Below are 19,925 nucleotides of genomic sequence, written 5' to 3' on the forward strand. Positions count from 1 at the left end.
TTGCTTTAAAAGCAACGCTCACTCGATAAATTGATAATTGTGGCAAAGAGAGAAGTTTGTCAAAGATAAAGCACGATAAAAAAACAGGCAGGGCAAACATGACAGAGCAACAGGCCGTTGATCAGGCGATGCACTATTTCGATAGCGGTGAGTTTCAGCAACTGCTGGCACGGCGTGTCGCCTGTGTGACCGAAAGCCAGCAGGCCAGCAGAGGCGCGGAGCTGGACCACTATCTGCAGCAGGAAATTGGCCCGCAACTGACGAAGATGGGATTTACGTTACATCCATTTGAAAATCCCCAGCCAGGCAGCCCGCCGTTTCTGATTGCCACCCGCATTGAAGATCCGCTAAAACCGACGCTGCTTTGCTATGGACACGGTGATGTCGTATTCGGCGACGATGAAAACTGGCGCGAAGGCTTATCGCCGTGGCAACTCACTGCTGAAGGCGATCGCCTGTATGGACGTGGCAGCGCGGACAACAAAGGTCAGCACTGCATCAACCTCGCAGCGCTGGAACAGGTGTGGCAGACGCGCGGTGGAAAGCTGGGCTTTAACTGCAAAATCCTGTTTGAAATGGGCGAAGAGATCAGTTCGCCGGGACTGGCGGCGATCTGCCAGCAGCAGCAGGCGCTGTTAAAAGCCGATCTCTTTATCGCCTCTGATGGCCCACGGCTCAACGCAGTGCGACCAACGCTGTTTTTGGGTTCGCGTGGTGCGGCGAACTTTCGGCTGACCATTCGGGCGCGTGACAACGCCTATCACTCCGGCAACTGGGGCGGACTGCTCAGTAATCCCGGTACGCAACTGGCCAATGCGATCGCCTGCCTGGTGAATGCGCAGGGCGTATTGCAGGTCGCTGCGCTAAAACCGGACTCGTTGACCAGGGCCGTGCGGGCGATCCTGAGTGATATTGACGTCGGCGGTATGCCGGGCGATCCGGCGCTGGCAGAAGGCTGGGGTGAGCCAGGTCTGGCGCCTGCAGAGCGCCTTTATGGCTGGAACACGCTGGAGGTGCTGGCCTTTGAAACCGGCAATCCGGCGCGCCCCATGAACGCGATTCCGGGCAGCGCCACGGCGGTGTGTCAGCTGCGATTTGTGGTCGGCACTGACTGGGAAAACCTGGTGCAGCATGTCGAAAGTCACCTGCGTCAGCACGGCTTCGATAACGTCAGCGTAGAGTTTCTGCGCGGCTCACCGGCGACGCGGCTCGATCCTCAGGATCCGCTGGTGGCCTGGGCACTGGACACGCTGGCGCGTAGCAGCGGTAAAAAACCGGCTCTGTTACCCAATCTTGGCGGTTCACTGCCCAATGAAGTCTTCGCCGATATCCTGGGTCTGCCAACGTTGTGGGTGCCGCACTCCTATCCCGCCTGCGGCCAGCATGGCGTTAACGAACACATGCTCAATTCCATTGCACGTGAAGGCCTGGCGATTATGACGAGACTCTTCTGGCAACTGGGCGAAGAGGGCGAACAGTTGATGACGCGCCACCATCAGTGGCGGAGAGGTGAACAATGAGCAGCATCGCGCAGACGACCTCGCAGGTGAAACCGAGCCTGCACAAAACACTGTTCGCCACCTGCATTGGTAACGCGCTGGAGTGGTTCGACATCGCGGTGTATGGCTTTTTCGCCAGCTACATCGCGCATGTTTTCTTTCCGGTCAGCGATCCGTCAGTGTCGCTGTTGCTGACCTTTGGCAGCTTCGGTATCTCCTTTCTGATCCGTCCGCTGGGTGCCATTGTGCTGGGCAACTATGCCGACCGCCATGGGCGCAAAAAGGCGCTGCTGTTGTCGATTAACCTGATGATGCTGGGCGGGGCGATCATTACGTTTATGCCGGGCTACGCCACTATCGGTCTGGCCGCACCGCTATTGATCATTCTGGCGCGTCTGATTCAGGGTTTCTCTGCCGGGGGCGAGTTTGGCAGTTCCACTGCCTTTCTGGTGGAGCACTTTCCCGAACGTAAAGCCTTTATTGCCAGCTGGCAGTTCGCCACTCAGGGGGCGAGCACGCTGATGGCATCCGCATTCGGGCTGGGGCTGACGCACTGGCTAAGCGAAAGTGATATTCAGGCGTGGGGCTGGCGCATTCCGTTTGCCTTCGGCCTGCTGATTGGCCCGCTGGGTATCTACATTCGCCGTCATGTGCAGGAACCTGCCAGCTTTGCCTCGCAGGAGAAGGAATCCGCGCCGCTGAAGACGCTGTTCGGGCGGCAGAAAGCGCTAATCACCCTGGCGATAGGCGTGATGGTGATTTCGACTGCAGTAAACTACATGCTCAACTACATACCGACTTACGCCACCAAAACGCTGCATCTGCCGGGATCGGTCGCCTTCACCGCCACACTGATTGCGGGCATTATCCTGACGGTCGTGACGCCCATCATGGGATTGTGGGCAGAGCGGATTGGCCGGTTGCCGCTGATGTGGGGATCGCTGCTGCTATTAATGGCTACCATCTATCCTGCGTTTAAATGGATGGTCGATCACACCACGCCCACTACGTTAATCCTGCTGGTGGCCTGGATGGCGCTGCTGAAGTCGGTCTATTTCTCGACGGTGCCGTCGGTGATGGCCGATCTCTTTCCGGCGACCACCCGCGCCAGCGGTATGGCGATCAGTTACAACGTGGCGGTGACAGTATTTGGCGGGTTTGCGCCGCTGATTTGCAGCATGCTGATTGCCGCTACCGGCAGCAGTCTGGCACCAGGCTACTACCTGATGGCGGTGGCAGTGCTAAGTGGCATCGCGCTGCTGCGCTGCAGTAAGCGGGTGGCATAGCAAAATGGGCCGGTTAGCTGGCCCATTTTGTGACTGACAACGTCAGGAACGGGAGGCGGTAAGATCGAGCCTGCGTTTAACTGAACTGCAGGTAAGCAACATGGGTCTGCAGATACTCCTCCAGGCCATGTTTCCCATCGGCACCGCCGATACCCGACCTGCGCCATCCGGCATGATAGCCCTGCATCGCCTCAAAGTTCTCACGATTAACATAGGTCTCGCCGAACTTCAGCTTTCGCAACGCGGTCATGGTGGTATTGATATTCCGGGTATAAATCGAAGAAGTCAGCCCATACTCGCAGTCGTTAGCCAAAGCGATCGCCTCATCCAGCGTTTTGAACTTCATCACCGGCAGCACCGGGCCAAAAATTTCCTCCTGCATAATCGCCATCTCCTGACGCACATCGGTAAGCAGCGTCGGTTCAAAGAAGAAGCCCTTATCGCCGGCGCGCTTGCCGCCCAGCACCACTCTGGCGCCGGCGGCGACGGCGTCTGCTACTTTCTGCTCAACCCGATCCCTTGCCGCGCCCGTAATCAGTGGCCCCATGTCGATATCACTGCGTTCGGCGGGATCGCCAAACGTAACCTGTTGAAACGCCGTGGTCAGCGCGCTGATAAAGCGCGCGTAGATGCCTTCCTGCACATAAACACGCTCTGCGCAGTTACAGACCTGACCGCTGTTGATCATCCGCGAACTGACAATTGCCTGAACCGCCAGATCGAGATCGGCGTCATCCATCACGATAGCCGGGGCTTTGCCGCCCAGTTCCAGCGACACTTTGGTGACATTTTTAGCAGCGGCTTCCATGGTAGCGATACCTGCGCCGACGCTACCGGTCAGGCTCACCAGCCCGACTTTGGGGTTTGCCGCCAGCTCCTGTCCCACTTCCGGACCCAGACCGTAGACAATGTTAATCACGCCCGCTGGCAGACCCAGCGTGTGAATGATGTCGGCAAAAATGGCCGCATTGTCTGGCGTCAGCTCACTGGGTTTAATCACGATGGTGTTGCCAGTAATCAGGGCAGGCGCCGCTTTGCGGGCAATCAGGAAGAAGGGGAAGTTCCACGGTAAAATCCCGGTGGTAACGCCAATCGCTTTTTTGAACAAAAAGATGTTTTCATTGGGTCGGTCGCTGTTGATGATCTCACCTTCGTAACGCCGCGCCCACTCTGCCATGTAATCAAGGTAGTCGGCGGTGAACAGCACTTCGGTCTTCGCCAGTCCCTGGGTTTTTCCACCCTCAGCCACAATCGTTGCCGTCAGTTCAGGCTCCCGGTCGCGGATGGCGCTGGCAATTTTGTGCAGCCAGGTGCCACGCTCCACTGCGGGCAGATCCTCCCACGCTGGCTGAGCCGCTTCTGCGGCGTTGATGGCACGGCTGGCATCCTGACGAGTGCCTTCGGGAATACGTGACAGCAGCGCCTCAGTGGCCGGGTTGATCACCTCAATCCACTGGTCACCGTGATGGGCGACGAACTCGCCATTAATGTAATGTTGATGATGTGTTGTCATTCGCTTTGCTCTCCGCTATCGATATGTTGCAGTGATGTAATCGCAGAGTGAAACAGATCGTTAAGCGTGACCTTTAGCTGAGTGCCAGGTGCCGTAATCGGCTGGCAGCCAATCACAGGTATCGGTAAGTTCTGAGGCAAAAACGTCAATCTGTTGTAGATTTAAAGAAGTGAAGTCGTGAAAGGGGTTAAATAATGGCAAGCGGATGGGCTGCAGAAGGCGCAGTACAGGAACAGATTGATAGCACCGTGAACGACGGTATTGAGCGGGTAAGGCAGTCAATCGGGCAGGGCGAAAGCGCTACAGAATGCGAACTCTGCGGCGAGCCAATTCCTGAAGCACGTCGTCAGGCACTTAAAGGCGTGCACTATTGCGTGGCGTGTCAGGAAAAAATCGACAAACAGCAGCAGAGCACCAGCCTGTATAATCGTCGGGGCAGTAAAGATAGTCAGCTGCGCTAACCCTCAGGAGCCTGGCATCGCCAGGCCGCTGCCAATAAACCATGCCAGAAACCCTACACCCGCCACAATAATGGCGATCGGAAACAAAATTCCAATTCTCATATTCAACCTGCTGCAAACAGCGTTTTCAGGGGCCACGATCTTATCATGAGATCTGGAGAACGGCGCGATGGGTTTTCAGCAGGGTAAAGAGCTGAAACTGAGTTGCATCACTCTCTTCGCGCAACACTTCCCCTTTTTTATAGACAATATGATGCACATGGCCGAGCTGACGCCAGACTACAATCGCTGAGGCGATGAGAGCGCAATGCTGTTCTGACTGCAGACACTCGATGGTGGCATAGTGCGTTTCATCCAGGCCATTCACAAACACCTTTATCGCATCTGCGGGTAATATTGCCCTGATGTCATCCAGCATCACCCGGCTGACTGACTGTGAAAGAAACAGTGTTAACCATTTTGATGTCATCCCAATCCCTGATCCGATCAATTTTCCCCAGTTTATACAATCCTGGCTGGGTTTATAAAAGGCTTCTTTGCAGACTTGCCACTCCATCAGCCTTTATGGCAGCCATAACAGAATTGTGCTGCGCTACACAGCAGAACAGTAAAAAACACTGAATAATAAGTAAGTTACCTTTGCGCTGGTCCAGTTTTATAACAACTGTGAAATTGTGATCCCTGACAGGAATAACGGTCAGAAATTGCCACGCTGCTGCGGTTTCCGGCATTTATCCAAAGGCTGAGGAATTCCTGCAAAACGTAGACTGCCTGCTGAGCGGAAGCAGACAGGTTTCCGACAGGCCTCAACCAAACCGGGGAATAACAATGAACAGTGCCATTATTGCGGGTATCTTCTGGCATTTTGTCGGCGCAGCCAGCGCGGCGTGTTTCTATGCGCCGTTTAAACAGGTGAAAAGATGGTCATGGGAAACCATGTGGTCAATTGGCGGCCTGATGTCGTGGCTAATCCTGCCCTGGACGGTGAGTGCCATTTTGCTGCCGAACGTTATGGCCTATTACAGCAGTTTTACGCTGTCGCAACTCACGCCGGTATTTCTGTTTGGCGCGATGTGGGGAATAGGCAATATCAACTATGGTCTGACCATGCGCTATCTCGGGATGTCGATGGGTATTGGTATCGCGATTGGCATCACCCTGGTGGTTGGTACGCTGATGACGCCGCTGTTGCAAGGGCGCTTTGGTGAGCTGTTCGCCTCGTCGGGTGGCCGGTTAACGCTACTGGGTGTCATGGTGGCGCTGATTGGTGTGGGGATTGTGACACGCGCCGGGTTGTTAAAGGAGCGCGCGCTGGGGATCAACGCGGAGGAATTCAATCTCAAAAAGGGACTGGTGCTGGCGGTGATGTGCGGCATTTTCTCGGCAGGCATGTCGTTTGCGATGGATGCGGCGAAACCGATGCATCAGGCTGCCGCTAATCTCGGCATCGATCCGCTTTATGTGGCCTTACCCAGTTACGTGGTCATCATGGGCGGCGGGGCGTTGATCAATCTGGGCTTCTGTTTCTGGCGGCTGGCCACCCGGCCGGAGCTGTCAGTGCATAAAGACTTTTCCGTCGGGAAGTCACTGCTGATTGCGAATACCGCGTTTGCCGTGCTTGGCGGCACCATGTGGTATCTGCAGTTCTTCTTCTACGCCTGGGGACATGCGCGAATCCCGGCACAGTATGACTATGTCAGCTGGATGCTGCACATGAGTCTTTATGTCTTATGTGGGGGGCTGGTTGGGCTGCTGCTGAAAGAGTGGAAGTCAGCGGGACGTCGCCCGGTGAGCGTATTGTCGCTCGGCTGTGTGGTGATTATCATTGCCGCCAATATAGTCGGTCTGGGCATGGCGGCCTGATTGCTCACTCCGTCGGAGTTAAGTTACAGCAACCTATTAGCAGAACGTGCAGGAGACGGGGTCAGAAGAGGAAAGCGTCCCGCCGCCCTGGACAAAAACGCCGGGAGCTTTTTTGAACAACGCAACGCGTTGGCCCGGCCACGGGCGCACCTCATCCATGAGGTGCGTAATCGCGCGGACCGGGCATGTCACGGATCACGGCTCTAGCGTCTTTCCAGTCTGATCCTGTTCCCTGTAAAAACACTGTTTCACAACAATGCAGGGCTGCTTTTGTCTGTAACCTGAAAGGGCCTGCTATGCAGGCCCTTTTTAGTCAGACTCGGCACTCTTCAGTGCCTGCCGGGGCGCGATAAATCGCTGGCGCCAGGCGCTGGGCGCTAACCCGGTATCACGGGTGAAGACGACAGAAAAATAGTTACTGTCATCAAAACCGCAGCGGGCGGCGACCTCACTAATCAGACAATCCTGGGTGCGCAGCAGATATTTTGCCTGACAGAGCTGAAGCTGACGCAGGTAATGACCGATGGTCATGCCGGTCTGCTGACGGAAAAGCTGCCTCAGCGCCCGTTCGCTGAGTCGATTCTGCTGGCAAAACGCCGCCAGATCGAATGGGCGGGCAATCGCACCCTGTAAAGCCGACATCAGCAGATCCAGCTGTTCACCCTCCGGTAACGCCCATGGACGGTCAGCGGCGTAGCCGTGGCGACGCAGAATCAGCGCCAGCTGTAAAAACAGCGCCTCTGAGAGCTGCACGGACAGCGGATCGCTTTTGCGGCTTTCTCGTTCCAGCTGGCTGATCACGCCCCGTGCCAGCGCCATCCCTCGCGTGGTCAGCCGCCAGCCGCCCGGTTCATCCGCGCCCTGTTGCGGCAGCAACTGGTTCCAGTCAAGGGCAAGACCAAAGCGATCGCGGCAATAGAGGATGTTATCCAGCACCAAATCATTGACGCTGTCGTAGCTGTGGCAATCACTGTCGCGGATGTAAAAAACGTCGCCGCAGGTTATCAGCCAGGGACGATCGTTGAGGATATGCAGGCCGTTGCCGCGCCAGACAATCACGATTTCGCTGAACGTGTGTCGGTGCGGCGGGAAAGAGGGTTGTGGCATCCTTTCAGCCACCGCCACCGGCAAAGTAGTGGCGGGAAAATAGTCATCCCGACTGAGTATCAACGCCATGTTCGCCTCCATTACAGCATTTGCTGACGCTCCGTTCGCGGTGCGCAGCCAAATTCGCGCCTGAACAGCGTTGAGAAATGGTTGCTGTCACCAAATCCACACTGGAAGGCAATATCAGTAATGCGCATATCACTGTGACGCAGCAGATGACGGGCCTGTAATAGCCGCAGACGGTTAAGATAGCGCTGCGGCGTGCTGCCGGTCTGCTGCTTCATTTGCCGATGCAGCGTACGCAGCGACAGTGAGAAGCGATCGGCCAGCTCATCCCAGACAATCTCGTCACTGTAGTGATCACCCAGCCAGTCAAGCAGGCGATGCAACCGTGCCTCCAGATCCTGACTCTGTCCGTCAATGCATGCTTCTCGCAACAGCACCAGCAGCTGTAAAAAAAGCTGCTCCTGTCGTGCCTGCTTCTCCAGCGACCAGCTCTCATCGGGCTGCATTTGCGATGCCACACACAGCGCCTGCGTCATCACTTTGTGATTGATGCGCCAGTGAGAGCGATATTGCCCATCCTGATCGCGGGGCAGTAAGGCCTGTAGTCCGGAGAGAAAGCGAAACGCGCCGGGACTGCGATAGAGCACGTTGGTCAGGCAAAGATTATCTGTCTGCTCATAGAGATGACGATCGTGATCCCGAACAAAGCAGACGCACCCCGCGCAAAGCGTTTGTGGCTGACCATTGAATACATGAATGCCGGCACCTTGTTCAACCAGCACAATCTCATGGAAGTCATGATGATGTTCCGGAAAGGCTGCCTGCGGGTGTCGGGGTTCAATTGCTATGGCGTAATCACCTTCGGGGAAGAAATCCGCACTGTGTAAAATGGTCATGATCTTCTCTCGCTACTTTACAAAACCGTAACGCAGTCTAATCAGCCCGCCAACACCTTACCTTGAATTTTCATCCTGACTCAGCAGGAATCACGCTGATTTTTCAAGATATCCTCAGCAGTTAATCATTTTGCGGCAGGTGTCACATCCTCCTCACTGCCGCCTCTGTGATCTCTCTCACGAAGTTCTTTGCCAGTCTGCCAGGGCCTGTCCGCCGCTGGCACTCCGGGGAAGGTGTGAAACCCCTAAGATTTTTACGCTGTGACGACGCAATCACAGGAAACCGCCGCTATGACCAGGAGAAGTTTTGTTGCTATCGATCTCGGCGCCTCCAGTGGACGGGTTATGCTCGCCAGCTGGGAGGCAGCGCAGCGCAAGCTGATGCTGCGTGAGGTCCGGCGCTTTAACAATACGCGTCAACATCGTGCCGGTTATGACTGCTGGGATCTGATGCTGCTGGAGCAGGAGATCCGCGCCGGGCTGGCTCAGTTAGATGAAGAAGGCATTGTGCCGGACAGTATCGGCATCGACACCTGGGGCGTTGATATGGTGCTGCTGGACGCACAGGGCGAGCCGGTGGGTGAGGCGGTCAGCTACCGCGATGCGCGCACTCACGGTGTGATGGAGCAGGCGCATCAGGAACTGGGCCGCAGTGCTATCTATGCCCGCACCGGCATTCAGTTTCTGCCATTTAACACGCTCTATCAGATGCGCGCCCTGCATCTTCAACAGCCCGACTGGCAGGCCCGCGTAGTACATGCACTGATGATTCCCGATTACCTGCATTTTCGACTGACCGGCAACCTTAACTGGGAATACACCAACGCCACTACCACGCAGATGCTCAATATTCACAGCGGCGAGTGGGATCGTGATTTGCTCGCCTGGGCGGGGGTGGATGCGCAGTGGTTCGGACAGCCGCAGGCACCGGGCAATACCGTCGGCCACTGGATTAACCGCGCAGGCATACCGGTTCCGGTCATCGCGGTCGCCACGCACGACACGGCCAGCGCAGTGCTGGCAACGCCGCTGATGCAGGATGACGCCGCCTATCTGAGCTCCGGGACCTGGTCGCTGATGGGCTTTGAAAGTCTGCAGCCCTATGCCAGCGACGCCGCGCTGCGCGCCAATATCACCAATGAGGGCGGCGCAGAGGGTTATCGCGTACTTAAAAACATTATGGGCTTGTGGCTGTTGCAGCGCATCTGTGCCGAACTGCAGATTGACGATCTTAACGCGCTGATTGAAGAAACAGCCCGCCAGCCCGCCTGTGCGTCACTGATCAATCCCAACGATGCCCGCTTTATTAATCCCGACAGCATGGTGAGCGAAATTCAGAATGCCTGTGCAGAGCAGGGCATGCCGGTGCCGCAATTTGCCGCTGCGCTGGCGCGCTGCATTTTTGACAGCCTGGCACTGCTCTATCGCGACGTCATTCACGAACTTGCACAACTACGTGGCAAATCTTTCAGCCAGCTGCACGTAGTGGGTGGTGGCAGTCAGAATCGTTTTCTGAATCAGCTTTGCGCCGATGCCTGCCAGATTCCGGTGCTGGCGGGTCCGGTTGAGGCCTCCACGCTGGGCAATATTGGGTGCCAGCTGATTGCGCTGGGCGAGCTGACGGATGTGGCGGATTTTCGCTGCAGCGTTATTAACAACTTTCCTCTCGAAAAATTCGAACCGCAAACTCACAGCGTCTTGAGTGCCAGTCAGGCACGCTTCGCGACGCTGACTCAACCCGCTAAGGAACCCATTTATGACTAAGCAGATTGAACAGGCTTTTGAACTGGCTAAACACCGCTACGCCGACATGGGGGTTGATGTTGAACAGGCTATTCGTCAGCTGGACCGCATCCCGGTTTCAATGCACTGCTGGCAGGGGGATGATGTCCGGGGATTTGAAAACCCACAGGGCCCATTGACCGGCGGTATTCAGGCGACGGGTAACTATCCAGGGCGAGCACGTAACGCCGATGAACTCCGCAGAGATATCGACAAAGCAATGTCCCTGATTCCCGGCGCAAAACGCCTGAATCTGCACGCCATCTATCTGGAAAGCGACAAACCCGTGACGCGCGATGCGATTGAACCTGCCCATTTTGCCCATTGGGTTGACTGGGCGAAAGAGCACAATTTAGGGCTGGATTTTAATCCCAGCTGCTTCTCGCATCCGATGAGCGCAGACGGTTTTACGCTGTCGCACAGTGATAAAACCGTGCGTCAGTTCTGGATCGATCACTGCAAAGCGAGTCGCCGTATTTCCGCCTATTTTGGTGAGCAACTGGGCTCGCCATCAGTGATGAATATCTGGGTGCCAGACGGCATGAAAGATATCACCGTGGATCGACTGGCTCCGCGTCAGCGTCTGATGAGCGCACTGGATGAGGTCATCTCAGAAAAACTCAACCCGCAGCACCATATCGATGCGGTAGAGAGCAAATTGTTTGGCATTGGCGCAGAGAGCTATACGGTAGGTTCCAGTGAGTTTTGTCTCGGCTACGCTGCCAGCCGCCAGACGGCGTTGTGCCTGGATGCAGGTCATTTCCATCCCACCGAAGTGATCTCCGACAAAATTTCTGCCGCGATGCTCTATGTGCCGCGTCTGCTGCTGCATGTCAGCCGTCCGGTGCGCTGGGACAGCGACCATGTGGTGCTGCTGGACGATGAAACTCAGGCGATCGCGAATGAGATCGTTCGTCACCAGTTGTTCGATAAAGTCCATATCGGGCTCGATTTCTTTGACGCCTCTATCAACCGCATTGCCGCCTGGGTTATCGGCACACGCAACACGAAAAAAGCGCTGCTGCGTGCCTTGCTGGAGCCCACCGACCGTTTGCGGCAGGCCGAAAACAGCGGTGATTACACCGCACGGTTGACCCTGCTGGAAGAGCAAAAATCGCTGCCGTGGCAGGCAGTATGGGAAGCGTGGTGCCTGCGCCATGATGTCCCGGCTGATGCCAGCTGGTTAGGTGATGTCCGTCACTATGAACAACAGATCTTGAGCCAACGTTAAGGATTTCATGATGCAAAACATTCTTTCTTCCGGGTTTGTTAAGGGAATGGTCAAAGCGACCAGTGACATGTGGCTGAAGGGCTGGGACGAACGCAACGGCGGCAACGTCAGCCTGCGTCTGCTGGAGGAGGAGGTCAAACCCTTCGTCCACGACTTCTGTAAAGCACCTCGCTGCATTGAGCTGACTCAACCGGCACCTTCGCTGGCAAACGACTGGTTTCTGGTGACCGGGTCTGGAAAATTCATGCGCAACGTTCAGCTTGATCCGGCGGATTGCCTGGCGCTGCTGCAGGTCGATGACAAAGGGCTCTCCTATACCATTCACTGGGGCCTTTCGAATGGCGGATTGCCGACCTCCGAGCTGGCGTCACACTTCCAGTCTCACGCGGTGCGTAAAGCGGTCAGCAAGGGCGCAGATCGGGTGATCATGCACTGTCACGCCACCAACTTTATGGCGTTGAGCTATGTGGTGGAGATGGATTCTGCCCGCTTTACCCGCCTGTTATGGGAAGGCAGCACTGAATGTCTGGTGGTCTTCCCGGATGGCGTGGGTGTGCTGCCATGGATGGTGCCCGGCACCGATGAAATCGGCGCGGCGACGGCCGGGCAGATGCAGTCGCACACGTTGGTAATGTGGCCGTTCCACGGCGTCTTTGGTACAGGCCCGACGCTCGATGAGACTTTTGGTCTGATAGACACAGCGGAGAAATCGTCCGAAGTGATCGTCAAAGTGCTGTCTATGGGCGGGATTCGCCAGAGCATTACCACAGAACAGCTGGTCGCATTGGGTGAGCGCTTCGGGGTGAAGCCGTGGCAACCCGCGCTGGATGTGGGGCCTGCTAATGCTGCGTAAAGCTTTTGTGATGCAGGTGAATGCCGACGCTCATGCAGAGTATGAGCGCCGCCACTCCCCGATCTGGCCGGAACTGGCTGAGACGCTGAAAGCGCATGGCGCACACAACTATGCTATCTGGCTGGACGCCGAACGGCATCTGCTCTTCGCCAGCGTTGAGATTGAATCTGAGGAGCGCTGGCACGCGGTGGCAAAGACGGAGGTGTGCCAGCGCTGGTGGGCATCAATGAAAGATTTAATGCCGTCGAATGCCGATAACAGCCCAATCAGTCAGCCGTTGAAACCGGTGTTCTTTCTGGAGTAGTGGAGGGAAAGGGCGGCATCGCCGCCCTGATGATCTACCGTTTAGTCTGACACAGGCCGGTCAGCGTTGGCCACATCGCCATCAACGTATCAATAATACTATCAAGATCGTCGCGCTCAGCGCCTTCACGCGCCCGCACCGACATGCCCTGCAGCATACAACCCAGATAACGGGACAGCGCCGGAACATTGACTGACGCGCTCAGTTCGTGACGCTGCTGACGCGCCAGCAGAAAATCGCTTAATACATGCTCCTGCGACTGATGCTGCTGTTGCAGCATAGTGGCAATCTCCTTTGACGCCGCCGACAGGGCGGTTGAGGTGCAGATAAAGAAGCAGCCGCCGGGAGAGTCACGCTCAGTAAAGCAGGCGGCGGTGGCACGGAAATAGGCTTCAATTGCGCGATCTACGGGTAACGTATCGTCGCCTAACACCGCTTCTCGCCAGGCACTGAACTTCTCTATATAGCGATCCATCGCCGCACGGAACAACCCTTCTTTATTCACAAACTCTGCGTAAAGGGTCGGTGCTTTTGCACCGGTTGCGGCGACAAGATCGGACAGGGACGTTCCCTCATAACCGTGTGTCCAGAACAGAGTGAGTGCTTTATCAAGCGCAGCGTCACGATCAAACACTTTAGGTCGGCCACGGCATTTCTTTACATCACAATCCTGAACCTGGCTCATACATCCTCACTGACAGTAAAACATCCTATTAAATTACCGATCATTATAAAAATGTGCAAGGTCCGCTATGCATGCCCTCGGCCAGGGTTGCCATTTTGTGCGCCAGCGCAGTGTTATCGCCCCTATGGTTAAGTCAGAAAAGGGACTGAAGCCCATAATCACGCCACTTCGCGATTAAAATAACGCTCATTAAATAAATATTGACGGCGAGCCCCGGCGGGGTCTATTATTTGTTTAACAGTCGTTAATTAAATAGCGACAACCTAATTCAGACCAACCAAATTCAACTACCGAATAGAGAGAAGATGATGAAAACCATTAAAACCACCCTGGCAGCACTGGCACTTACCACTCTGACTTTTGGCGCATATGCCGCTGACCTCGTCACCAGCGAACCCTCTAATCAGCAGCCAGTCGGCACCATCTCTGTACAGGGCGGCACTAACCTGACCTCCCTTGAATCACAGTTGAGTGCTAAAGCGGATGAAGCGGGTGCGAAATCGTTCCGTATCACCTCAACCAGCGGCCAGAACAAACTGCACGGCACGGCAGTGATTTATCAGTAAATCGGGTGTCGACAGAATCAGTGAGAGGGGATTTGTTATGAAACGTATTAGCTTGATGGTGACAGCGGCTTTGCTAAGCAGCATCTCATTTGCCAGTGTCGCGGCTCAGCAGGTCAGCAGTACACCGCCTGATGCGCAAAAAATCGGTGTCATCAGCGCGACGGGCAGTTCTAATCTGACCTCGCTGGAGCAGCAACTGTCAGAAAAGGCCAGCGATGTCGGGGCAAAGTCTTTCCGCATCACTTCGACCTCTGGCAACAACAACCTGCATGGCACAGCCATTCTTTATAAGTAAAAGCACGATAAATATTCATAAACAGGCTTCAGATAAACCCACTTATCTGAAGCCTTTTTTATTCTTAAGTCACAGCCTTATCCGTTGCTCCGCAACTGGGGATAACGACGGAAGATGTAAATACACCAGAGTAACGCCACCAGCCCGATCATCCCGCCGACGTTCCCGACTTCCGCCATGCTCAGATGCAGACTGACCTGATTCCCCAGCAGCGCACCTGCGCCAATCCCGATATTATAAATCCCTGACATGAGCGACATTGCCACATCCGTGGCATCGGGTGCCAGTGACAGCACCCGCACCTGCATACCCAGTCCAATCATCATCATTGCCATGCCCCAGACAACGCACAGTGTTGAAATAGCGGCAGGTCGGACGGCAGCAAAAATCAGCAGCCCCATACAAAGGGTTATCAGTGCGATGGCGGCAATAAGCAGTCCGGAAGGGAATTTATTGCCGAGGGTACTGAACAGCACGCTGCCCACAATACCCGCTGAACCAAACAGCAACAGCAGCAGGGTCGTAAAATTGCCGCTGGAGTGCGCCACATTTTGCATAAACGGCTCGATATAGCTGTAAGCGGTGTAATGCGCGGTCACCACCAGCGTCACCAGCAGATACATGCTGACCAGCGCGGGACGGCGAAACAGCATCGGCACACTGCTCAGCGAGCCGGTATGCTCACTCGGCAGGCGCGGCAGGATCCGCACCAGCATAATCATCAGCACCAGCGCCGAGAGGCCAATCGCGCCGAAGGTGGTACGCCAGCCAAGATACTGACCGACCACACGCCCAATCGGCACGCCCAGGACCATTGCCAGCGCGGTACCGGTCGCCAGCATACTCAGTGCCTGTGTTTTCTTACCGGCTGGCGCAACGCGGATCGCCAGTGAGGCTGTAATCGACCAGAACACCGCGTGAGACAGGGCGATGCCCACACGTGACACCATCAGCGAGCGGAAATCCCAGGCGACGGTTGAAAGTATATGGCTGACGATGAAAATCAGGAATAGCACGCCCAGCAGCAGGCGTCGCTCGATATTACGGGTTAGCAGCATCAGCGGCAGTGAGAGCAGCGCGACGACCCAGGCATAGATAGTCAGCATGATCCCGACATCAGCCGTCGGCATTGAAAAGTCAGCGGCAATGTCGGACAGCAGGCCAACCGGGACAAATTCGGTGGTATTGAAGACAAACGCAGCAATAGCCAGCAATACCACGCGTAGCCAGGCAGTCTTACGTGAAACAGTTGTTGATTGCATGAGGAGTCAAGCCAGTCAGAATAGCGAATGTGGATGTGGCAGACACACCCAGTGAAAGTGACCTGCGTCACAAAATTAACCGCTATTGTAGTCAATAAACCGGGAAGAGAAACCTGATAACGCGCTTTTAATACTGAATTTTTTTTATCGCCCTGGCACCGGGCGATAGCCAGAGGTTATTACCCGCGACAACGCAAGGAGATCCTGTGCAGCAGCATAATCTATAAGCAAAATGTGACGGAGCAGCACGCCGGAGAGAACACCATCACGGTTAAAAGCCCTGCGCTTAACGCGACGTTGGCGTGTGCTTCAGGGCCACACTGAGCTGAGCTGCCGGATGGGTCGTATGATTGAGCGGACAGCAATTTTCACAGCCTATTGCACCCACATAATATTTTTTCGCCTGAAGAATAGCGGCGTTCACGTGGTAAAAACTGCCCAGAAACAGTCTGTTATCCATGTCGGGAAGATGAGGGCAACCCGCAGCGTGGACAACATGATTATCGTTATATACTGATTGTTTATTAACGTAATAGTAGAGAGCCACAGGCGTTCCTTGTTGCCGTGCTGAAAGGCAAAACTGATGAATTACGACAATAAAATGATTATAGCGGGAAACGCGCACTTTGTTTGTTGTGGATCTGAATCAAACGTTCTGGAGGCGGTTCGCCAGACCCGGCGGGGCCTGGCAAACGTGCAGGCTGTCAGAGTTTTTTACTGTGCAGACGCCAGGCAACCGCTAACGCCAGTATCAGCAGGACGCTGATAAATAGCGTAATACCGCTCCAGCCGAAGTTATGCCAGAACAGACCGCCCAGCGTACCCGCCACGCTGGAACCCACGTAATAGCTGAAAAGATAAAGCGAGGAAGCCTGTCCCCGCGCCCGACGCGCCCGGGGACCGATCCAGCCGCTGGCAAGGGCATGAGCAGCAAAAAAACCGGCAGTGAACAGCATCATCCCAGGCAGGATCAGCCAGAGGGAGTTAAAGGCCGTTACCAGCAGGCCCAGTAACATGATGGCTGTCGCGCCCAGCATTACCGGCCCGCGCCCAATGCGGCTGGTCAGCGCACCCGCTTTAGGCGAACTCCATGAGCCAGTCAGGTAGACCACGGATAACAACCCGACCACGGCCTGACTGAGATGCCAGGGCGCGTCCAGTAAACGATAGCCAATGTAGTTGAACAGGGTGACGAAGGCGCCCATCAGCAGGAAGCCTTCGGCAAACAACCACGGCAGGCCTGGATCGCGCCAGTGCAGCCGGAAGTTAATTAACAGATTACGCGGGCGCAGCGTGATGGGTCTGAAATGACGCGATGCGGGCAGGATCTTCCAGAACATCAGCGCGGAGGCCAGCGAAAAACAGCCGATTACCGCCACAGCGATCCGCCATGAGAAGAGGTCGGTCAGGACACCACTCAGCAGACGCCCGCTCATTCCGCCTATGGAATTACCGCTGATATACAACCCCATGGAAAAGGCAACGACCCGTGCATCTATCTCTTCACTGAGATAGGTCATGCCCACCGCCGCAACGCCGCTAAGCGACAGGCCCATCAGCCCACGCATGATCAGAATGCCGTGCCAGCTGGTCATCGTGGCCGAGATCAGCGTACAGATGGCGGCGAGCATCAGGGCGGTCACCATCACCGATTTACGCCCGATGGCATCAGAGAGTGGGCCGGTCACGAGCAGGCCCAGCGCCATCAGACCGGTAGAGATGGAGAGCGAAAGGCTGCTGGTCGCCGGAGAAACCCCAAACTGCTGTGACATGACTGGCAGAATGGGCTGCACACAGTAGAGCAGGGCAAAGGTGGCCAGTCCGGCCGAGAAGAGTGCCAGCGTCACCCGCATAAACGCGGGCGTTCCACGGCGAATGTATCCTGAAGCTGCCGCAGATTCTGGAGGTGCAGACACCGCACTCTCATCCACGGCGGCCTGTATTGAGCGACTCACACATCATCCTTTCAGTCAGAAAACCAGTGGTCAGCATAGGAAAGTGGAATTATGATGTCTAATATATTAATAATCTCAAATAAGACGTTTAAAATATGAATATCGAGCTGCGTCACCTGCGCTACTTTATTGCGGTTGCCGAAGAGTTACATTTCGGGCGGGCAGCCCTGCGTCTGAATATCTCCCAGCCGCCGCTCAGCCAGCAAATAATGCAGCTCGAAACGGAAACGGGTGCCAGGCTATTTAATCGCACCAACCGCAGCGTGCAACTTACCGCAGCCGGAGAGCAATTACTGAGTGATGCCCGTGCGATTCTTTTACAGGTTGAGCAGGCGTCTGACCGCGCAGCCCGACTGCATCGTGGCGAAGAGGGAGAGTTAAGAATTGGTTTTACCTCTTCGGCGCCGTTTACCGCGGTGGTCTCAGATGCACTGTTCCGGTTTCGTCAGCGCTGGCCACAGGTGCATATAAAGATGCAGGAGATCAACACCCGTCAGCAACTGGTCCCGTTGCACGAAGGACTGCTTGATCTTGGAGTGATGCGCAATACGCCGCTGCCGGCCGATTTGCGGCATCAGTTGCTGCTGAGTGAGCCGCTCTATGCCGTGGTGCATAAGGCCCATCCGCTGGCGGGCGCCGAAAAAATTTCGGTGACTGCGCTGGCGGCTGAACCCTTTGTCTTCTTCGATCCTCAGGGCGGCACCGCGCTTTACAGCGATATTCTGGCGCTGCTGCACCGCTATCACATCAAGCCCTATATCACGCAGGAAGTGGGTGAAGCGATGACCATCCTGGGGCTGGTCGCAACCGGTCTGGGCGTATCCATTCTGCCCGCCTCATTCCGGCGGGCGCGGCTGGCCGATCTGGTCTGGCTGCCGTTAACGGAAGAGGATGCCATTTCAGAGCTGTGGCTGGTCTGGTCTGCAGGACGTGAATTAAATGCCCAGATGCAGCACATGATGGCGTTGCTGCAGGAGAAGCAGCGCTGAACCCTGCCTGTCACCGCATCAATTTGTGCGATAAATCACATTTCTAATCAAATATTTGACGCTGTTGCCTGATCTGCCTCACCATGGCGCATGTTTATTTAGAAGCGCGAAAATAACCGGGAGCAGGGTTGTGAATCCGGACAGTCAACCTGGCCACATTGACCAGATTAAGCAGACCAATGCAGGTGTCGTATATCGATTAATTGATCGCTACGGTCCCATTTCGCGTATCGAACTTTCCCGCCGTGCCCAGCTCGCGCCGGCCAGCATCACCAAAATTGTGCGTGAAATGCTGGATGCGCATCTGGTGCAGGAGACCGAGTACCAGGACCCCGGCAGTCGTGGCCGTCCGGCGATTGGCCTGATACTGGACACCGATGCCTGGCACTATCTGGCGATTCGGTTGCATCGCGGCGCAATGACCTTCACGCTGCGCGATCTCAGCAGTCGGGCGCTGGCAGAAGACAGCCTGCCGCTGCCTGATGAATCTGCTCAGCCATTACTCTCCGCGCTAATAGAACAGGTCGATGCTTTTTTCATTCGTCATCAAAAGAAGCTGGAACGCCTGACGGCTATCGCTATCACCCTGCCAGGACTGATTAACGCCGCCTCCGGCGTGGTGCATCGTTTGCCAGGTTATGCGGTACGCGATATGCCGCTGGGCGATGCGCTGGCAGCGCGAACCGGCTTAGCGGTGTTTGTGCAGCACGACATTTCAGCCTGGACGCTGGCGGAATCGCTGTTTGGCGCCTCACGCGGTGCGCAGGACGTTATTCAGATTGTGATTGATGAAACCGTCGGTGCTGGCGTGATCAGTGGCGGTCAGCTGCTGCACAAAAGTGGCAGGGCACTGGTCGAAATCGGCCATACCCAGATAGACCCTTATGGTCAGCAGTGCTACTGCGGTAATCATGGCTGTCTGGAGACAGTAGCCAGTACCGGCAGTCTGCTCGCGCTGGCAGCGCAGCGTCTGCCAGCCCAGCCTGACAGCCTGCTCAACAACCAGCCGTTGACGCTTCAGTCACTGTGCGCGGCCGCGCAATCGGGCGACCGTCTGGCGCGCGACACCATTGCCAGCGTCGGGCACCACGTTGGCCGGATCCTGGCGATGATGGTCAACATCTTCAATCCACAACATATTCTTATAGGTTCTCCGCTCAATGCCGCCGCTGATGTGCTGTTTCCGGCGGTCAGCAATACGATTCTGCAGCAGTCACTGCCCGCTTACAGCGCGAGTATTGAGCTGGCACCCACTGAATTTAGCGAGCCGGGAACACTGGGCGGTGCCGCGCTAATCAAAGACGCCCTCTATAACGGACATCTGTTAGTGAAGTTGTTGCAAGGTTAAGCAGACCTGAACTTGCGCTAACGC

General features: G+C 55.7%; 21 protein-coding genes. 12 read left to right on the plus strand and 9 right to left on the minus strand.

Translation table 11 applies throughout. From position 1 onward, the window contains the following. The first annotated feature begins 98 nt into the window (after positions 1 to 98). Together LQK91_RS04885 and LQK91_RS04890 are read left to right on the plus strand one after the other, a co-directional pair. Positions 99 to 1,520, plus strand: a complete 1,422-nt coding sequence (locus LQK91_RS04885; protein WP_105099158.1) for a M20 family metallopeptidase — start codon at positions 99 to 101, stop codon at positions 1,518 to 1,520. Beyond that, a complete protein-coding gene (locus LQK91_RS04890) occupies positions 1,517 to 2,785 on the plus strand; it encodes an MFS transporter (RefSeq protein ID WP_003853701.1) in 1,269 nt (422 codons plus the stop codon). Before LQK91_RS04885 ends, LQK91_RS04890 begins: the two co-directional genes overlap by 4 nt. 76 nt (positions 2,786 to 2,861) lie before the next feature. On the opposite strand, the gene aldA is transcribed toward LQK91_RS04890, so the two are convergent. After that, positions 2,862 to 4,298 carry an aldehyde dehydrogenase gene (aldA, locus tag LQK91_RS04895; RefSeq protein WP_105099159.1) on the minus strand — a complete coding sequence of 479 codons (1,437 nt, stop codon included), beginning with the start codon at positions 4,296 to 4,298 and terminating at the stop codon, positions 2,862 to 2,864. A gap of 194 nt (positions 4,299 to 4,492) precedes the next feature. Here aldA and LQK91_RS04900 point away from each other — a divergent pair, with 194 nt between their 5' ends. Next, a complete protein-coding gene (locus tag LQK91_RS04900; protein ID WP_003853696.1) occupies positions 4,493 to 4,759 on the plus strand; it encodes a DksA/TraR family C4-type zinc finger protein in 267 nt (88 codons plus the stop codon). 3 nt (positions 4,760 to 4,762) lie between these two features. Here the strand turns inward: LQK91_RS04900 and LQK91_RS04905 are convergent, their stop codons facing one another. Next, positions 4,763 to 4,861: a YoaK family small membrane protein gene (locus LQK91_RS04905; protein WP_008925225.1), complete on the minus strand. Its 99-nt coding sequence runs from the start codon at positions 4,859 to 4,861 to the stop codon at positions 4,763 to 4,765. Between the two features lie 43 nt (positions 4,862 to 4,904). Further along, positions 4,905 to 5,228, minus strand: a complete 324-nt coding sequence (locus LQK91_RS04910; protein WP_003853693.1) for a hypothetical protein — start codon at positions 5,226 to 5,228, stop codon at positions 4,905 to 4,907. Positions 5,229 to 5,587: 359 nt separating this feature from the next. Here LQK91_RS04910 and rhaT point away from each other — a divergent pair, with 359 nt between their 5' ends. Continuing rightward, complete coding sequence (rhaT, locus tag LQK91_RS04915; RefSeq protein WP_105099161.1) at positions 5,588 to 6,622, plus strand: L-rhamnose/proton symporter RhaT; 1,035 nt, start codon at positions 5,588 to 5,590, stop codon at positions 6,620 to 6,622. 309 nt (positions 6,623 to 6,931) lie between these two features. Here the strand turns inward: rhaT and rhaR are convergent, their stop codons facing one another. Both rhaR and rhaS read right to left on the minus strand, forming a co-directional pair. Beyond that, positions 6,932 to 7,798, minus strand: coding sequence for an HTH-type transcriptional activator RhaR (gene rhaR / locus LQK91_RS04920; protein ID WP_008925224.1), 867 nt, complete (start codon positions 7,796 to 7,798; stop codon positions 6,932 to 6,934). An 11-nt stretch (positions 7,799 to 7,809) separates the two neighbouring features. Beyond that, positions 7,810 to 8,631 carry an HTH-type transcriptional activator RhaS gene (rhaS, locus tag LQK91_RS04925; protein ID WP_003853688.1) on the minus strand — a complete coding sequence of 274 codons (822 nt, stop codon included), beginning with the start codon at positions 8,629 to 8,631 and terminating at the stop codon, positions 7,810 to 7,812. A gap of 291 nt (positions 8,632 to 8,922) precedes the next feature. Between rhaS and rhaB the strand changes: the two genes are divergently transcribed. The 4 genes from rhaB to rhaM are packed head-to-tail and all read left to right on the plus strand — an operon-like array spanning position 8,923 to position 12,801. Then, positions 8,923 to 10,395: a rhamnulokinase gene (gene rhaB / locus LQK91_RS04930; RefSeq protein WP_039660204.1), complete on the plus strand. Its 1,473-nt coding sequence runs from the start codon at positions 8,923 to 8,925 to the stop codon at positions 10,393 to 10,395. Then, positions 10,388 to 11,644 carry an L-rhamnose isomerase gene (locus LQK91_RS04935; RefSeq protein WP_003853686.1) on the plus strand — a complete coding sequence of 419 codons (1,257 nt, stop codon included), beginning with the start codon at positions 10,388 to 10,390 and terminating at the stop codon, positions 11,642 to 11,644. Before rhaB ends, LQK91_RS04935 begins: the two co-directional genes overlap by 8 nt. Positions 11,645 to 11,654: 10 nt before the next feature. After that, complete coding sequence (gene rhaD, locus LQK91_RS04940) at positions 11,655 to 12,497, plus strand: rhamnulose-1-phosphate aldolase (RefSeq protein WP_008925223.1); 843 nt, start codon at positions 11,655 to 11,657, stop codon at positions 12,495 to 12,497. After that, the gene (gene rhaM, locus LQK91_RS04945) at positions 12,487 to 12,801 is read left to right on the plus strand and encodes an L-rhamnose mutarotase (RefSeq protein ID WP_003853684.1); all 315 of its coding nucleotides are present in this window, start codon (positions 12,487 to 12,489) and stop codon (positions 12,799 to 12,801) included. The genes rhaD and rhaM overlap by 11 nt, the downstream gene beginning before the upstream one ends. Positions 12,802 to 12,835: 34 nt before the next feature. Here rhaM and LQK91_RS04950 read toward each other — a convergent pair whose 3' ends face one another. Beyond that, positions 12,836 to 13,486 carry a TetR/AcrR family transcriptional regulator gene (locus LQK91_RS04950; protein WP_105099163.1) on the minus strand — a complete coding sequence of 217 codons (651 nt, stop codon included), beginning with the start codon at positions 13,484 to 13,486 and terminating at the stop codon, positions 12,836 to 12,838. A 308-nt stretch (positions 13,487 to 13,794) separates the two neighbouring features. Between LQK91_RS04950 and bhsA (LQK91_RS04955) the strand changes: the two genes are divergently transcribed. Next, a complete protein-coding gene (gene bhsA, locus LQK91_RS04955; protein ID WP_003853680.1) occupies positions 13,795 to 14,052 on the plus strand; it encodes a multiple stress resistance protein BhsA in 258 nt (85 codons plus the stop codon). Between the two features lie 37 nt (positions 14,053 to 14,089). After that, positions 14,090 to 14,347, plus strand: a complete 258-nt coding sequence (gene bhsA, locus LQK91_RS04960; protein WP_105099164.1) for a multiple stress resistance protein BhsA — start codon at positions 14,090 to 14,092, stop codon at positions 14,345 to 14,347. Positions 14,348 to 14,424: 77 nt separating this feature from the next. On the opposite strand, the gene LQK91_RS04965 is transcribed toward bhsA (LQK91_RS04960), so the two are convergent. The 3 genes from LQK91_RS04965 to LQK91_RS04975 all read right to left on the minus strand — a co-directional run bounded on the left by LQK91_RS04965 (position 14,425) and on the right by LQK91_RS04975 (position 17,564). Continuing rightward, a complete protein-coding gene (locus tag LQK91_RS04965) occupies positions 14,425 to 15,609 on the minus strand; it encodes a sugar transporter (RefSeq protein WP_003853676.1) in 1,185 nt (394 codons plus the stop codon). A gap of 286 nt (positions 15,610 to 15,895) precedes the next feature. Continuing rightward, positions 15,896 to 16,156, minus strand: a complete 261-nt coding sequence (locus LQK91_RS04970) for a hypothetical protein (protein WP_105099165.1) — start codon at positions 16,154 to 16,156, stop codon at positions 15,896 to 15,898. Positions 16,157 to 16,313: 157 nt separating this feature from the next. Continuing rightward, positions 16,314 to 17,564, minus strand: coding sequence for an MFS transporter (locus LQK91_RS04975; RefSeq protein ID WP_105099166.1), 1,251 nt, complete (start codon positions 17,562 to 17,564; stop codon positions 16,314 to 16,316). 95 nt (positions 17,565 to 17,659) lie between these two features. Between LQK91_RS04975 and LQK91_RS04980 the strand changes: the two genes are divergently transcribed. Continuing rightward, positions 17,660 to 18,553, plus strand: coding sequence for a LysR family transcriptional regulator (locus LQK91_RS04980; RefSeq protein WP_003853669.1), 894 nt, complete (start codon positions 17,660 to 17,662; stop codon positions 18,551 to 18,553). 130 nt (positions 18,554 to 18,683) lie between these two features. After that, the gene (mlc, locus tag LQK91_RS04985; RefSeq protein WP_003853668.1) at positions 18,684 to 19,901 is read left to right on the plus strand and encodes a sugar metabolism global transcriptional regulator Mlc; all 1,218 of its coding nucleotides are present in this window, start codon (positions 18,684 to 18,686) and stop codon (positions 19,899 to 19,901) included. The last annotated feature ends 24 nt before the right edge of the window (positions 19,902 to 19,925 follow it).

Source organism: Pantoea sp. MHSD4 (genome assembly GCF_021043305.1).
Lineage (GTDB): Bacteria > Pseudomonadota > Gammaproteobacteria > Enterobacterales > Enterobacteriaceae > Pantoea > Pantoea eucalypti.